This window comes from Phaeobacter inhibens DSM 16374 (assembly GCF_000473105.1).
GTDB lineage: Bacteria > Pseudomonadota > Alphaproteobacteria > Rhodobacterales > Rhodobacteraceae > Phaeobacter > Phaeobacter inhibens.
The window spans coordinates 1,978,273-1,992,950 of the sequence record NZ_KI421498.1; the positions used below are offsets into that span (position 1 = coordinate 1,978,273).

The 14,678-nt window shown below is 61.4% G+C and carries 15 protein-coding genes; 6 read left to right on the plus strand and 9 right to left on the minus strand.

Annotated elements, in window-relative coordinates; translation table 11 throughout:
• Positions 1–145: 145 nt before the first annotated feature.
• Positions 146–490 carry a hypothetical protein gene (locus INHI_RS0113285; RefSeq protein WP_027247949.1) on the plus strand — a complete coding sequence of 115 codons (345 nt, stop codon included), beginning with the start codon at positions 146–148 and terminating at the stop codon, positions 488–490.
• A 193-nt stretch (positions 491–683) separates the two neighbouring features.
• On the opposite strand, the gene ileS is transcribed toward INHI_RS0113285, so the two are convergent.
• Complete coding sequence (gene ileS / locus INHI_RS0113290; RefSeq protein WP_027247950.1) at positions 684–3,614, minus strand: isoleucine--tRNA ligase; 2,931 nt, start codon at positions 3,612–3,614, stop codon at positions 684–686.
• 246 nt (positions 3,615–3,860) lie between these two features.
• On the opposite strand from ileS, the gene INHI_RS0113295 reads away from it, so the two are divergent.
• From INHI_RS0113295 to INHI_RS0113305, 3 genes are all read left to right on the plus strand, one after another.
• Positions 3,861–4,856 carry a hypothetical protein gene (locus tag INHI_RS0113295; RefSeq protein ID WP_027247951.1) on the plus strand — a complete coding sequence of 332 codons (996 nt, stop codon included), beginning with the start codon at positions 3,861–3,863 and terminating at the stop codon, positions 4,854–4,856.
• 6 nt (positions 4,857–4,862) lie between these two features.
• Positions 4,863–5,429, plus strand: a complete 567-nt coding sequence (locus INHI_RS20930) for a pentapeptide repeat-containing protein (protein ID WP_081698705.1) — start codon at positions 4,863–4,865, stop codon at positions 5,427–5,429.
• Between the two features lie 96 nt (positions 5,430–5,525).
• Positions 5,526–5,936, plus strand: coding sequence for a group III truncated hemoglobin (locus INHI_RS0113305; protein WP_027247953.1), 411 nt, complete (start codon positions 5,526–5,528; stop codon positions 5,934–5,936).
• 94 nt (positions 5,937–6,030) lie between these two features.
• On the opposite strand, the gene INHI_RS0113310 is transcribed toward INHI_RS0113305, so the two are convergent.
• From INHI_RS0113310 to INHI_RS0113320, 3 genes are read right to left on the minus strand one after another with little or no spacing between them, the layout of a single operon-like run.
• The gene (locus INHI_RS0113310; protein ID WP_027247954.1) at positions 6,031–7,086 is read right to left on the minus strand and encodes a YcjF family protein; all 1,056 of its coding nucleotides are present in this window, start codon (positions 7,084–7,086) and stop codon (positions 6,031–6,033) included.
• The gene (locus INHI_RS0113315) at positions 7,083–7,622 is read right to left on the minus strand and encodes a GNAT family N-acetyltransferase (RefSeq protein ID WP_027247955.1); all 540 of its coding nucleotides are present in this window, start codon (positions 7,620–7,622) and stop codon (positions 7,083–7,085) included. Before INHI_RS0113315 ends, INHI_RS0113310 begins: the two co-directional genes overlap by 4 nt.
• Positions 7,619–9,034, minus strand: coding sequence for a YcjX family GTP-binding protein (locus tag INHI_RS0113320; protein ID WP_027247956.1), 1,416 nt, complete (start codon positions 9,032–9,034; stop codon positions 7,619–7,621). Before INHI_RS0113320 ends, INHI_RS0113315 begins: the two co-directional genes overlap by 4 nt.
• 145 nt (positions 9,035–9,179) lie before the next feature.
• On the opposite strand from INHI_RS0113320, the gene truA reads away from it, so the two are divergent.
• Positions 9,180–9,953, plus strand: a complete 774-nt coding sequence (truA, locus tag INHI_RS0113325) for a tRNA pseudouridine(38-40) synthase TruA (RefSeq protein ID WP_014879213.1) — start codon at positions 9,180–9,182, stop codon at positions 9,951–9,953.
• A gap of 154 nt (positions 9,954–10,107) precedes the next feature.
• Positions 10,108–10,779 (plus strand): PAS domain-containing protein, encoded by a 672-nt coding sequence (locus INHI_RS0113330; RefSeq protein ID WP_027247957.1) that lies wholly within the window; start codon positions 10,108–10,110, stop codon positions 10,777–10,779.
• 37 nt (positions 10,780–10,816) lie between these two features.
• Here the strand turns inward: INHI_RS0113330 and queF are convergent, their stop codons facing one another.
• The 5 genes from queF to INHI_RS0113355 all read right to left on the minus strand — a co-directional run bounded on the left by queF (position 10,817) and on the right by INHI_RS0113355 (position 14,652).
• Positions 10,817–11,281, minus strand: a complete 465-nt coding sequence (gene queF, locus INHI_RS0113335; protein ID WP_014879211.1) for a preQ(1) synthase — start codon at positions 11,279–11,281, stop codon at positions 10,817–10,819.
• A 25-nt stretch (positions 11,282–11,306) separates the two neighbouring features.
• Positions 11,307–12,104, minus strand: a complete 798-nt coding sequence (gene queE, locus INHI_RS0113340; RefSeq protein ID WP_254656880.1) for a 7-carboxy-7-deazaguanine synthase QueE — start codon at positions 12,102–12,104, stop codon at positions 11,307–11,309.
• Positions 12,101–12,454: a 6-carboxytetrahydropterin synthase QueD gene (gene queD, locus INHI_RS0113345; RefSeq protein WP_027247959.1), complete on the minus strand. Its 354-nt coding sequence runs from the start codon at positions 12,452–12,454 to the stop codon at positions 12,101–12,103. The genes queE and queD overlap by 4 nt, the downstream gene beginning before the upstream one ends.
• Positions 12,454–13,152, minus strand: a complete 699-nt coding sequence (queC, locus tag INHI_RS0113350; protein ID WP_027247960.1) for a 7-cyano-7-deazaguanine synthase QueC — start codon at positions 13,150–13,152, stop codon at positions 12,454–12,456. Before queC ends, queD begins: the two co-directional genes overlap by 1 nt.
• Before the next feature lie 261 nt (positions 13,153–13,413).
• Complete coding sequence (locus INHI_RS0113355) at positions 13,414–14,652, minus strand: acyl-CoA dehydrogenase family protein (protein WP_027247961.1); 1,239 nt, start codon at positions 14,650–14,652, stop codon at positions 13,414–13,416.
• Positions 14,653–14,678 lie beyond the last annotated feature (26 nt).

Genomic DNA, 14,678 nt, shown 5'->3' on the forward strand with positions numbered 1-14,678 from the left:
GGAGGAACCGTTATCCGGCCTCTGGACCTAACCTTTGGGATAGGAGGCTATGCCTTCGGCAGGGTCGGCTAACCTCAGGCGTTCATGCAATTGCACTAAATTTTAGTAAAGATGGATCTCAAGTTACGAAAAAGGTCATCACGTCATGCAAGTCACCGGTCCAGGAAATGTCAGCGTCTATCGTATGTTGAATGGTCACGCGAATGGGCAGGCCGCAGCGCAGCAGGCGCAAGCCCAGCAGACCGGTGAGCAGATGGGGGGGCTTGATACCGCGGCCTCTCCCGCAAAGCAGGCGGCAGCGACAAGCACACAGGCCGCGCTGACCGGTCCCATTGAAGGCGCAAGCCTGGTGCCGGGAACACAGTATCTTCGCACCGTGGTGCAGCAGAAGCTACAGGATCTACAATCGGGCTGCCACGCTGGGCCGCTTCCGGCAAGTGAAGTGATCGCCCAAAATCAATATCGCGCGGCGCAGCAGGTGATCGGCTGATCCGGCCCGGATCGTCTCCCTCGCGCTGACCCGAAAACCCCCGGCGTTCTTTGACACCATACCCCCGTCAAAGACGTCAAAAGAAGCGCGCCGCCCGCCCCATCGAGGAGCGGGCGGCGCGCAGATCCAGTCTGGGATCTGAAATCACCGCTATCCGGGCCGGATCATCTGCCGATCCGGACTGATCCCTGCCTTAGCTGAGCGCTGCGTCGCAACGACCACAGACGCCCGCGTGGCTGTGGTTGCCCACATCCGGCAGGATTTTCCAGCAACGCTGGCACTTGTCACCATCGGCCTTCTCAAACACCACCGATACGCCGTCCACCTCGGGCATGCGGAAGGCTTCTGCCGGGGCCGGATCACCGCTGAGGGCAATATCAGAGGTGATGCAGACATCAGCGAAATTCACCGATTTCAGCGCCGCCAGCACCTCCGCGTCGCGCACATGCACCACCGGCGCGGCCTCCAGCGAGGCGCCGATCACCTTGTCGACGCGCTGCACCTCAAGGGCGGCGGTGACGACGCGGCGGGCCTGACGGACCTTGGCCCATTTCGCGGCCAGCGGTTCATTCAGCCAATCCGCAGGGGTTGCGGGAATATCCTGCAGATGCAGCGAGCTGTCATCACCGGGGAAACGCTCCAGCCAGACCTCTTCCATGGTGAAGACCAGGATCGGGGCCAGCCAGGTGGTCAGGCGGTGGAACAGGATGTCCAGCACGGTGCGGGCCGCACGGGCGTTCAGCGTGTCACCATCGCAGTAAAGCGCATCCTTACGAACATCGAAGTAGAAGGCCGACAGATCCACGGTGGCAAAGTTGAACACCGCCGAGAACACGCCCTGAAAATCATAGGCCTGATAGCCGGTGCGGACCTTGTGATCCAGCTCGGCCAGACGGTGCAGGACCCATTGTTCCAGCTCCGGCATATCCGCCGGATCCACCCGCTGATCTTCGGAGAAATCCGCAAGGCTGCCGAGCATGTAGCGCATGGTATTGCGCAGGCGGCGATAGCCATCGGCGACGCCTTTGAGGATCTCCGCCCCGATCCGCTGGTCGGCGGTGTAGTCGGTCTGCGCCACCCAGAGACGCAGGATATCAGCGCCATACTGCTGGACGATTTTCTCGGGCACGATGGTGTTGCCGAGCGATTTGGACATCTTGTTGCCCTTCTCGTCCAGCGTGAAGCCATGGGTGACCACGTTGCGATAGGGCGCGCGGCCTTTGGTGCCACAGGCCTGCAACAGCGAGGAGTGGAACCAGCCACGGTGCTGATCGGTGCCTTCCATGTAGACGTCGGCGATACCGTCCTCGGTGCCGTCCTCGCGGTCGCGCAGCACAAAGGCGTGGGTGGAACCGCTGTCGAACCACACGTCCAGCACGTCAAACACCTGATCATAATCCTCAGGGTTCGCGATGCCGTCGAGCATCTTGTCCTTGAAGCCATCCGTGTACCAGACATCGGCGCCGTGTTCTTCGAATGCGGCCACGATGCGGGTGTTCAGCGCCTCATTGCGCAGAAGGAAATCGGGATCGGTCGGCAGCAGGCCCTTCCTGGTGAAGCAGGTGAGCGGCACGCCCCAGGCGCGCTGGCGCGACAGCACCCAGTCCGGGCGGCTCTCGATCATGGAATAGAGACGGTTGCGGCCGGTCTGCGGGGTCCACTGCACCAGCTGGTCGATGGAGTTCAGCGCACGGGTGCGGATGGTGTCGCCCATCTCGCCCATGCCGTCGTCCAGCTCGCGGTCGACGCTGGCAAACCACTGCGGCGTGTTGCGGAACACGATCGGCGCCTTGGAGCGCCAGGAATGCGGGTAGCTGTGGGTGACGCGGCCGCGGGCGATGATGCCGTCGGCCTCGACCAGCTTGGCGATCACAGCGGTGTTGGCTTTGCCTTCCTTGCCCTTTTTGTCAAAGACCTGAAGCCCGGCAAAGAACGGCACATGCGGCAGGAACTCGGATTCTTCGCCCACGTTATGGGTCATCCGGTCAATCCAGTTGCGCGCCACGAAACATTCGTAGTCGTCCGCACCATGGCTGGGCGCGGTGTGCACGAAACCGGTGCCCGCATCATCGGTGACGTGGTCGCCGTCGATCATCGGCACGTCATAATCCCAGAAGCCATCTGCTCCCTCGATGCCCTTGAACGGATGGTTCAGGGTCAAGCCATCGAGTTCGGAGGCCTCCACATCGCGGACCTTGGTGAATTCGGTCACGCGGGATTTCTCCAGCACGTCTGCGGCCAGCGCATCGGCAAAGAGATACAGCTCACCCGGTTTGGTCCAGCTCTCTTCCTGCGTGGCGTCGACGCGGTAGAGGCCATAAGCCACCTTCGGATTATAGGCGACGGCCTTGTTCGACGGGATGGTCCAGGGGGTCGTGGTCCAAATCACGACGCGGGCCTTCGCCAGATCGCCAGTTGCATTGGCAGTACCGAACGGCACCCAGATGGTATGCGACTTGTGGTCGTGATACTCAATCTCGGCCTCTGCCAGGGCGGTTTTCTCAACCGGCGACCACATCACGGGCTTGGAGCCCTGATAGAGCGTGCCGTTCATCAGGAATTTCTGGAACTCCCCCGCGATCACCGCCTCGGCGTGGTAGTTCATGGTGAGGTACGGATCATCCCAATTGCCGGTGATGCCCAGACGCTTGAACTCCTCGCGCTGGATGCCAACCCATTCATCGGCAAAGGCCCGGCATTCCTGACGGAAGTCAACAACCGGCACCTCGTCTTTGTTCTTGCCCTTCTTGCGGTACTGCTCTTCGATCTTCCATTCGATGGGCAGGCCGTGGCAATCCCAGCCCGGCACGTAGCGCGCATCAAAGCCCATCATCTGGTGCGAGCGCACGATCATGTCCTTGATCGTCTTGTTCAGCGCGTGGCCGATGTGCAGGTGACCGTTGGCGTAGGGAGGGCCATCGTGCAGGGTGAAGGGCTTGCGTTCCGCATCGGTGCCCTTGGCGGCGGCGGCCTTTTCGCGGAGTTTGTCATAGACGCCAATCTGGGCCCAACGCTCCAGCCAGCCCGGCTCCCGCTTGGGCAGGCCCGCGCGCATCGGGAAATCGGTTTTGGGCAGATTGAGGGTGTCTTTGTACTCAGGCGTCTGAGGCGTGTCGGCACACATGTGCAGCGTCCTTTGGATGATCTGGTCGTGTTTTGGGATATTCGGTTCGGTGCGATGGCTCAAGCACCTTTGCCCGGCGGCTCACGTCTTCAGAGCGCCGGGGATATAATTCGAATAATGATGGCCGCAACATGGGACATGGGGGCCTTATAGGGCTGCGCGGCAGGAGGGTAAAGCGGCTTGGCACTGCGAAGATGATACGCAATGCTGTGCAGATTGTTTTCAGATCATTCAGCGGTATCGCATATGGCCACCACAGACACAGTTTCCCTGACACTCCCGCTCACCTGGCATCAGCTGACACTATTGCTGGCCGCTGCGGGCTTCACCCTGCTGGTGCTGCTGACCTGGCTCGCCATTTCCGCCCCAGCCCAGGCAGCCAAAGAGCGCCGCTGGAGCAGCAACGGCTTACTGCTGGGCTATAGCCTCTGCCTGCTGCCGGTCTGGGCATTCCTGCTTTTTGAAACATGCGCCGCTTTGTGGATGCTGACGGTCAGGCTTTCGCCTGACGCCCAGAGCACGGATTTACGCTGGCATGTGCTGGGTTTTGTCGGGCTGGTGACCGCCACCGGTGGCTTAGTTGGCGCCCCCTTGGCGCTGTTGCGCGTCTGGGCAAATGAGCGTCAGACCCGAACCGCCGAACAGAACCATATGACGGACCGCATCACCAAAGCTGTGGAACAGCTTGGTGCAGAAAAGACCATCAAACGCATCATAGGTAATGAAGCTAGTGAAGTCGGATCCGCGCTTTCGCAGATGCTAGCAACACCAAAACCAGTCATCGAGGAAGTTACCGAGCCAAACATCGAAGTCCGTATTGGTGGGTTGCTTGCGTTGGAGCGAATATCACGGGATTCGATCACATATGATCGCGGCCGGGACCACCTGTTGGTCATGGACATTCTCTGCGCCTATGTCTGCAATAACTCGCCGCTGAGCACCGCCGAGGATGTTGCCGAAGGGCGTTTCATCCGCATGAAAAACAACCATGCGATCACAAATCCGGTTGACCTACCGGAGTCTGAGTACACGGATATCCACGAGAGAGTTTTCGAGATACCAAGCCCTCGCTCCGACATCGCTTTTGCGATCAAGATTCTCGGGCGCCGTACCCCTGAACAGATCCAGCATGAAAGGCGGCATGGCTACCGCCCGACACTATCACGCTGCAATCTTCAGCGAGCGGATTTCTCGGACGGTGACTATTCATACATGAGTTTCTTCGAGTCACGTATGGAATGAGCCTATCTGAATCGCGCCAATTTCTCTCACTGCAACCTGTCAGGAGCAGTTGTGACACGAGGGTTTCTTAGCAACACAACACTCGACTTCGCAAAACTCCATCACACAGATTTCAGCCACGCTCAGCTGAATGCAAGTTCTTTGGTCAAATGTTCTTATAGTTGTACATATTTCGATCAGACCCATATCGATAGAACCCTTTTCGAAATCGACTCGACACCAGGTTCAGAAAACCATTTCAAACTGATCCGACCTTTTCTCCACTCTGTTAGGTTCCAAGGTATGCTGGACTACATGCTCAGTGGGGAAATGAAACCAGTTCGAAAACATGTACCGCGCAAATGGAGCGCCGTTGTTTTCAGGAATGCGACGGTTTCCTCCGCTGCGCTGCATTTTTTTGACCCTCATCGCACCTTTGGGGATGGCTCTGTCACTCTGACGAGTGGACAACGGCCGGACCATTGGGTCGATGAAAGGTTGGACGATTTTGCATTTGATGACGCAGTGCAGGTCTGGGGACAAACCTATGAGAGATTGCCTGAGGAAGACGGTGACACAGGATTACCACGGTAGAAATAATTGCACAATTGGTCGCAGGGATTGCCCCGCGCGGTGGGTGTACCGGCGGGGCGCTCTGGTGTAGCGACGGGGTGGAAAGGCGGAGTTCACATGACCCAGACGTCCCTCGCGCGGTTTGATATTACGGCGGAACAGATCGCCTATGTGGTGGATATATTCTATGCTCGCGTGCGCGGCGATGCGGTGCTGGGGCCGGTGTTTTCGGCGCATGTGGAGGATTGGCCGGAGCATGAGGCGCTGATCACCCGGTTCTGGCGCAATGCGATCCTGCGGGAGAAATGCTATGGCGGCAATCCGATGCGGGTGCATGTCAGCAGGCCGGATGTTAGGCCGGAGCATTTTGCGATCTGGTTGGGCCTGTTTCACGAGGTCTTGCAGGCGGAGCTGCCGGAACGAACCGCGCTGCAATGGGGCGCTCTGGCGGACCGGATCGGCGAAGGGTTTCGCACCGGGATCGTCGCCATGCGCCAGCCAAAAAACGCCCCACCCAAGCTGTTCTGATCCTGAGACGCAGGCCCTCCCGCGTCTTAGGATGCCCTCGCATCCTTGCGGTCTTGGGCGTGGCTCATGCTCTGCATGAGCCTGAGGCGTGTGGTTAGGCGGCCTTGGTGAACAGGCCGGTGAGGGCGCGCTGAATAACCTTGCGGGTCCGGGGTTTCTGCGCCTTGGAGAAGGCCATCGGGCGGCAGACTTCCATGGCGGCGATGCCGACGCGGGCGGAGAGCGCGCCATTCACCAGACCTTCGCCAAAGCGGCGGGAGAGCTTTGACAGGAGCGATCCGCCGAGCACCGGTTCCAGCAGGTCATCGCCAACTGCAACAGCGCCGGTCGTCACCAGATGGGCGAGCACCGCGCGGGTGAGGCGCCAGGAGCTGAAGAAGCCGGACCGCCCGCCGTAGATCTCGGCGATGCGGCGGATCATCCGCAGCGAGGTCACCAGCGCCGTCACCACATCCGCCAGCGCCAAGGGCACCAGCGCGGTGACCGTTGCGACCTGCCGCGCGCCCCCTTCGACCACGCGCAGGGCGCGGGCATCCAGCGGCGCAAGCAACTCCGCCTCTGCCAGCTGTAGCAGCCCGTCGGCGTCCATGATGTCGCTCTTGCGCTCCCCCAGCCGGGCCAGTCCCCATGTGAGATCCTTGCGCCCGCGATAAAACCGTTCCAGCCCCGCCACATAGCTGCGTGCAGCCTTCAGATCAGCGGTGGCATCAGCCGGCTGGCCCGCGGCGGGGGCGGAGGGATCCGTTGAGAGCAGCGGCTGCGCGTTGCGCAGGCTCTCGACCCGGCGCAGCCGCGACAGGGCCGCGAGTTCACGCAGGCCCATCAGGAGGGCAAGAAGAACGGCCACGGCAAAGCCTGCGGTGATCGCCCAGCCCAAGAGCGGCACGCGGTCAATCAGCCCGGTGACGAAATCCCAGGCCGCAACCGAGATGACAGCGCCGATCAGTGCTGTCAGACAAGCCCAGAACCAGCGGGCCAGTCGCGATGGGCGACGGCTGGCCAGCGCGGCGGCCTGCGCCAGTGCGGGCTGTGGCAGGTCGCTGCTGGCGCCATCCAGATCCGGGACCGGCGGCGCGCTGGCCACATCCGGGGCGGTGTCTGCGGTGGCGCTGTCCGTGAGGTCGAAGAGGACGGCATCCTTACGGGTCATGGCGTGTCTTTCTTCGGGCGATCCGGTTTGTCGGCTGAGGGCTTTGTCACTGCGGCGGCGCGGGGTTTGAGTTCAGGCTTCGACGAGGGTGCGGGCCAGATGTATTGAATATCCGGCAACCCTTCGTCGTTGCGCGCGCCATCGGTGCGGGTCTGTTCGACGAAACCTTCGCGCAGATAGAACCGCTGCGCGCCTTCGTTGGCCTGAAACGTCCAGAGCTGGAGCGGCGACTGCACCGATTTGGCATAGTCCAGCAGCAAGCGGCCAAGCCCCTGCCCGCGCGCCGTGTCGCGCACATAAAGCGCGCAGATCTCCGCGCCTTCAAGGGCCAGAAACCCCTCTACCCGCCCGTCGATCTGCGCGATGGTGACCCAACCGCGATCAATCATGGTGCCGCAAAAGCTGATCGCCTCTGCGCCGGTGTGTTGCTTGGGCATCCAGGGGGTATCGACCTCGAAGAGGTGCAGGATCTCGGCGATCTTGCCGGCATCGGTACTGCGCGCGGCGCGCAGGATGGGCTGGGATGAGGTTGTCATAGGCGATCTCCGATCAGGAATTCCGCTGCCCGGTCCAGGCGGATGTGAGGCGGGCCATCGCCGGGGCGCAGGGTCAGAGGTGCCGGGGCAAAGGCCATGGCCTGATACTCCCCGTCGAGCCAGCTTTCGGCGCCCTGACGGGCCGGGGTCAGCAGATGCGAGGGATCCTGTGGCAGTGCGCCGGGATAAAACGCGGCGGGCTTGCCACTGTCAAGAAGGGTGCCGCGCACGCAGGGCAGATCACTGCCGTTGTGGCTGCGCAGCTCCTCCGTCGTGGCGCGCAGAGCAGCGAGTGACAGGGCCGCTGTCTCAGCCCCGGCGAAGCGGGCGCGGTCACGGGCATCGCGGGTCAGCGCCTCGATGATGGCGGTCAACTGCGGATGTTGCTGGTGGTGCAGGTGATCGGCCTTGGTCGCCGCGAACAGGATCTTTTCCACCCTTTTGCCGCGCAGGATCTGGCGCAGAAACCCGTTGCGGCCCGGACGGAAGGCCGCAAGGATATCGGTCATCGCATGCCGCAGATCCTCCACTGCGCGAGGACCAGAATGGATCGCGCTGAGCGCATCGACCAGAACCACCTGCCGGTCAATGCGGGCGAAGTGATCGCGAAAGAAGGGTTTGACGACCTTGGATTTATAAGCCTCAAAGCGGCGCTCCATCTCGCGGTGAAGCGACCGGCGGGGGGGGCTGTCCGACAGCGGGATCGGGGCAAAGGTCAGCACCGGAGAGCCCGCCAGATCACCCGGTAGCAGGAACCGCCCCGGCGTGCAGTCATAGTAGCCAGCGGCGCGGGCGGCCTGCAGATAGGCCGCGAAGGCCCCGGCCAGCTCCTGCGCCAGCGGCTCGTCATGCGGGGCAGTGGCGTCGGCTTTCTGCGCCAGATCCAGAAAGCCCTGCGCCTGCGATCGACCGCGGATGCGGGTCAGCACCTCATCGCACCACTGAGCATATGATTTATCCAACAACGCCAGATCCAGCAGCCATTCGCCGGGATAATCCACGATATCCAGATGCAACGTACGCGGCCCTTGCAGGCCCGACAGCAGACCGTTGGGCTGAACCCTGAGGCTGAGGCGCAGCTCGGAGACGGCCCGGGTGCTGTCGGGCCAATAGGGGCGCGGACCTGTGAGGGCGCCAAGGTGGTTTTCGTAGTCAAAGCGGGGCACGGTATCGTCCGGCTGGGGTTGCAGAAACGCGGTCTCGATCCGGCCTTCCCGCGCAGCGGAAAGCTGCACCATACGGCCCCGGTTCATCAGATTGGCCACCAGTGAGGTGATGAACACTGTCTTGCCCGCACGGGCCAGCCCGGTGACCCCGAGGCGGATCGACGGTTCAAACAGGCTCTCCGATAGCGAGGCGCCCGCGCCTTCGACGCTGCGCAAAACCCCGTCTGCCAGTGATGATAGTCCCAAAGGTTTGCCCCGCCCTGCCGACCCTGCCAAAGGCCGGATCCGTGTTCAATTTGACCAAGATAGGGGCTGGCGGAGCGTGATACCACCCCGGTCAGCTGCTGTCGGGGACTTGTGCCGCAGCCCCGGCCGCGTTACTTGCCCGCCCATGCCGCGTTTTGCTCTGAAAGTCGAATATCACGGCGCGCCCTTCGCCGGGTGGCAGCGCCAGAAGGATCAACCCTCGGTTCAGGGGGCGATCGAGGATGCGCTTGCGCGGCTGGAGCCGGGACCGCACACGATTGCGGCGGCGGGGCGCACGGACACCGGCGTGCATGGTCTGGGTCAGGTTGCCCATTGCGATATGGTGAAGGACTGGGATCCCTTCCGCCTGTCCGAGGCGTTGAATTTCCATCTGAAACCAGCCCCGGTGGCGATTGTCGATTGCGCCCGTGCCGAGGATGACTGGCACGCGCGGTTTTCTGCGGTTGAGCGGCAGTATCTGTTTCGCATCCTGATCCGGCGCGCACCGGCAACCCATGATGCAGGGCAGGTCTGGCAGCTCAATCATGATCTGGACGCCGGATCCATGCAGGAGGCAGCCAATCATCTGATTGGCCAGCATGATTTCACCACCTTCCGCTCGTCGATCTGTCAGGCCGCCAGCCCGCTGAAGACACTGGACGAACTGCGGATTGAGCGGGTTCAAGGCTTCTCCGGGCCGGAGATTCATTTCCATGTGCGCGCACGGTCTTTCCTGCACAATCAGGTGCGCAGCTTCGTCGGTACGCTGGAGCGGGTCGGCGCGGGGGCGTGGTCGCCTGAGGATGTGAAATCTGCGCTAGAGGCCGAGGATCGCGCCGCCTGCGGTCCCGTCTGCCCCGGTCACGGGCTCTATCTGGCACGCGTGGGCTATCCTGAAAACCCCTTTGAAGTCGCGTAATTAGTTCCCCGAACCAGGCCACATTTGGCTGCTCTGGCCAAATCTGAACCACGTGCGTAATTTTTTTGCTCGCGACCGGGAACCAATTCTCACCCCGTGCGTTTTCTTCCCAGGTTTGGGTCCGGAACAAACGGGTGGCTACGTGGACAAAGAAATGAATCTTCTTGGCAGTCTGCTGCGATATTCTTCGTTGCCTCTGTCGCTGATCAACCCGGAAGCGGAGGAGTTGGAGTTGTCCTTCGTCAATCCGGCCTTTGAAAAAGCGACCGGCTACAGGGCTGAGGACGTGCTTGATCGCCCTTGCCCGCTGTTCGATGGGCCGGCGGTGAAGCAGAATACGATCAGTGAGCTGAAAATCGCCCGCGACCGCTGCAAACGCATCTCGCGTACGCTCTGGAATTATGATGCCAGCGGACGCCCCTTCGAATGCCTGACCTACATCGATCCAATCACCGTCACACCCGGCAATATCGTCTTGCTGGGGTGTCATTTTATGCTGTCACCGGAGCTATCGTCATCCCCGCCTCTGACTCACACGGAAGATACAGGTGTTGCGGATCGGGTATCCGCCCATGGGTCTTCCGGTCGCGAGTCGGAGCGCGCGGCTGAACTGCATGATCTGGAGAACCAGAAGGACGAGCTGTTGGATTATGCGCGCAAGGCGCTGCTGCGCTGTCTGGAGATGCGACGCAACACGCTCTACAGTCGGATTGATCTCTACTTCAACCGCCATCGCGGCAATCTTCTTGGGGCCGACAGCGCCGATATGGACGCCGCTGCAATGATCCGGGATCCGCTACTGGGGCAGCGTGAAAATCAGGCCTGACGGCCTGATTTCGGGGTCCTGCGCCTGCAGCACCGGGTCAGCCGCGACCGCGGTAAGGGGGTACGCCCTGATCAGGGATCCAGACGCCTTCGGGCAGAGGACCGGTTTGCCAGAACACATCAATCGGGATGCCTCCACGCGGATACCAATAACCGCCGATCCGCAGCCACTGCGGATCAAGGAAATCTGCCAGACGGCGCGCAATGGACACCGTGCAATCCTCATGGAATGCTCCGTGGTTTCGGAACGACCCCAAGAACAGCTTCAGGGATTTGCTCTCCACCAGCCATTTCCCCGGCACATAGTCGATCACCAGATGGGCAAAGTCGGGCTGGCCGGTCATCGGGCAGAGCGATGTAAACTCCGGCGCGGTGAAGCGTATGTTGTAGGCCACATCAGCCTGCGGATTGGGCACCCGCTCCAGTTCAGCCTCTTCGGGGCTCGCGGGCATCACAGTAGCACCGCCCAGTTGTTTCAGGTTTTTATAGATATCATCAGTCATCTTGTTGTCTCCTCGTTCCGCGCGTTCAGACGCCGCGTTTGTTGCCCCAGACCAGCACATGCAGCTGCGGCAGCACACGGGGGGCAAACCAGCGGTCAGCGGTTACTTTTTCAATCAGCCAATGCAGCCGTTCGGTGGCGGCGGTCAGATCCACCGGAGTCTCTGGATCGACCTCCGGGTTGCCCGGTTGCAGGTAAAGCGGCAGGTCAGGCCAACGATTTGCCACCGCCTTGGCCCAGTCGTAATCGCAGTCATCGAAGATCACGATTTTCAGCACGATCTGATCACAGCCCTTGGCGGCTGCTAGGCAGTGGTCGAACTTCTGCCAGTCCACACGGTGACCGCTGGAGGGAGGTTTCGGGCTAAGCACAAGGGTGTCGAGCGCGGCAAACCAGGGCTGGCTGATGGAGCCTTGCGTCTCGCAGGCGAAGCGATAGCCGGCCTCCTTGCCCTGGGCGATCAGCGGCGCGAAATTCTGGATTGCCGGGTTGCCACCTGAGAGCGAGACCGTCAGCGGCTGACCACCGCTGAGGCGGGTCACCTCCTGCCAGACCTCATCCGTGGCCATCGGGACCCAGGTGTCGCGATAGCGGCTGTCGACCGCATGCAGGCTGTCGCACCAGCTGCAGCGATAGTCACAGCCCCCCGCGCGGACAAACACGGTGGGTTCACCAATCAGCGCACCTTCGCCCTGGATCGTCGGGCCAAAGATCTCCGCGATTCGCAGGGTGGTCGGCGCCGACCGACTGGCCCCCTGCCTGTTCACAGGGGATGATGTGTCACCTGCCGCACGCACGGCACGCGGTATCAAAACCTCGGTCATGGGCGGTACTCAGCCCATGTTTTCGGGGTCTCCGACACCCGTACTGCGGCGGTTTCGGGCCAGCGCGCGACACACCATTCGTAAAAATGACGGGCCATGTTCTCAGCGGTGGAGGGGCCCTCCATCACATCGTTCAGATGGCGATGATCGAAGCTGCCGTCGATGTAATTCTTCAGCGGCGCCAACTCGTGATAATCGCGGACAAAACCATCGCTGTTCAGCTCAGCGCCCGCCAATTCGACCACGACGATGTAATTGTGCCCATGCAACCGCGCGCATTGGTGATCAGCTGGCAGATGGGACAGCTGATGCGATGCGGAGAAGTGGAATTCTTTGGTAATCCGGAACATCAGGCGGCTCCTTCTTTGACCGCGGTGCGCCAGAAGTCGGGGTCCGCGTAGACTGTCGGATCCTCAACGCCTGCCAGATCGAAGGCCTCACGGCGTTCAACGCAGGTGCCACAGCGCCCGCAGTGATGTTCGCCACCCTTGTAGCAGGACCATGTCTCGGCAAAGGGGGTTTTCACGGCTGCGCCTGCGGCGACAATATCCCCTTTGGAGCGATGCACGAAAGGCGTCACCAGCGCCACATCGGCATAGCCATCCAGCGCCATGCGCTGCATCACATCGAAAGCATCGGTGAAGGCCGGGCGGCAGTCCGGGTAGATGAAGTGATCGCCGCCATGCACCGCCGTTGCCACGGCCGTATCGCCCTTGGCGGCGGCAATTCCATACGCAATGGTCAGCATGATGGCATTCCGGTTGGGCACGACTGTGACCTTCATGGTCTCTTCGGCGTAGTGCCCGTCCGGCACATCAATATCATCGGTCAGCGCCGAGCCGCTGAGCGCGGCGCCGATCGAACGCATATCAATGATCTCGTGGGGAACACCAAGCCGTTGCCCGCAGGCGGCGGCATAGTCGAGTTCCTTGCGGTGGCGCTGTCCATAGTCGAACGACACCAGGCGCGAGAGCTGCCCTTTGGCAGCAAGAACATGGGCAAGGGACACGGAATCGAGCCCGCCCGAGCAGATGACAAGTGTTTTCAAGTTTTCAGTCCTTGTTTTGATATCCGGGTAGGCTGCGACCGGAAGGCGTGCGTATAGCGACTGCCGTTAACCACGGCAAGATATCCACAGAAAATTTCCGCGACGTCAGGATCTGGAGCGTTCGAATTTCTTGTGACCTATTTTTGTTTTATTTTCAGCGCATTAATCCAAACACAAAAAGCGCCCTCCTGATGAAGGACGCCTGAGAGTGATTTTGGAGATCCGTTTCGCCAGAGATCCGCGAGGATCCCGGGCAGAATGTTAACCGAGATCTTCCTGGCTGTAGGCTTTCAACTCAGCCCGCGCGACCTGCCTGCGGTGCACCGCATCCGGCCCATCGGCGAGACGCAGGGTGCGCACATGGGTCCAGGCCTGCGCCAGCGGCGTGTCCTGGCTGATGCCCTGCCCGCCGTGCATCTGCACCGCCTCGTCGATCACCTTCAACGCGACGCGTGGGGCAACCACTTTGATCTGGCTGATCCAGGGTGCTGCTGCGCGGGCATCCCCCTGATCCATATACCACGCCGCCTTGAGACAGAGGAGACGGGCCATTTCGATCTCCATCCGGCATTCGGCGATGATGTCGTAGTTGGCGCCAAGCTGGGCCAGCGGCTTGCCAAAGGCCTCGCGGCGCAGCGAGCGGCGGCAGAGCTGTTCCAGCGCGCTTTCGGCCTGACCGATGGCACGCATGCAATGGTGAATGCGGCCCGGCCCAAGGCGACCCTGCGCGATTTCAAATCCTCGCCCCTCTCCCAGCAACATATGGTCTGCCGGAATGCGCACATCTGAGAAGCGGATATGCATATGACCATGGGGCGCGTCATCGTGACCGTAGACCTCCATCGGGCGCAGCACCTCGATCCCTGGCGCATCCGCAGGCACCACGATCATCGACTGGCGCTTGTGTTTGGGCAGGTCGTCGCCGCCGGTGCGCACCATCACGATATAGACCTTGCAGCGCGGATCCCCAGCGCCTGAGGCCCACCATTTTTCGCCGTTCAGCACATAGTCATCGCCGTCGCGCACGCAGGACATGGCAATATTGGTGGCATCCGAGCTGGCGACATCCGGCTCCGTCATCAGATAGGCCGAGCGGATCTCACCCTGCAGGAGCGAGGCGAGCCATTGCTGTTTCATCGCCTCGGTGCCGTAACGTTCGAACACTTCCATATTGCCGGTATCGGGTGCTGAGCAGTTGAAGACCTCTGCCCCCAGCGGCGTCTTACCCATTTCCTCAGCAAAGTAGGCATATTCGACGGTCGAGAGGCCAAAGCCCTTGTCACTGTCGGTGAGCCAGAAGTTCCACAGGCCCTGCGCCTTGGCCTCGGCTTTCAGGCCTTCGAGGATTTCGGCCTGCCGGTCGGTGTATTGCCAGCGGTCGCCCTTGCCGATTTCGGCGTGATACTCAGCCTCCAGCGGCATGATTTCATCGCGGATCATCGCCGCCACCCGGTCCAGAAGCGCGCGGTTTTCGCTCCGCATACCCAAGTTCATGTCCATCCCGGCGCCTCTTTGTGTTGTTTCCC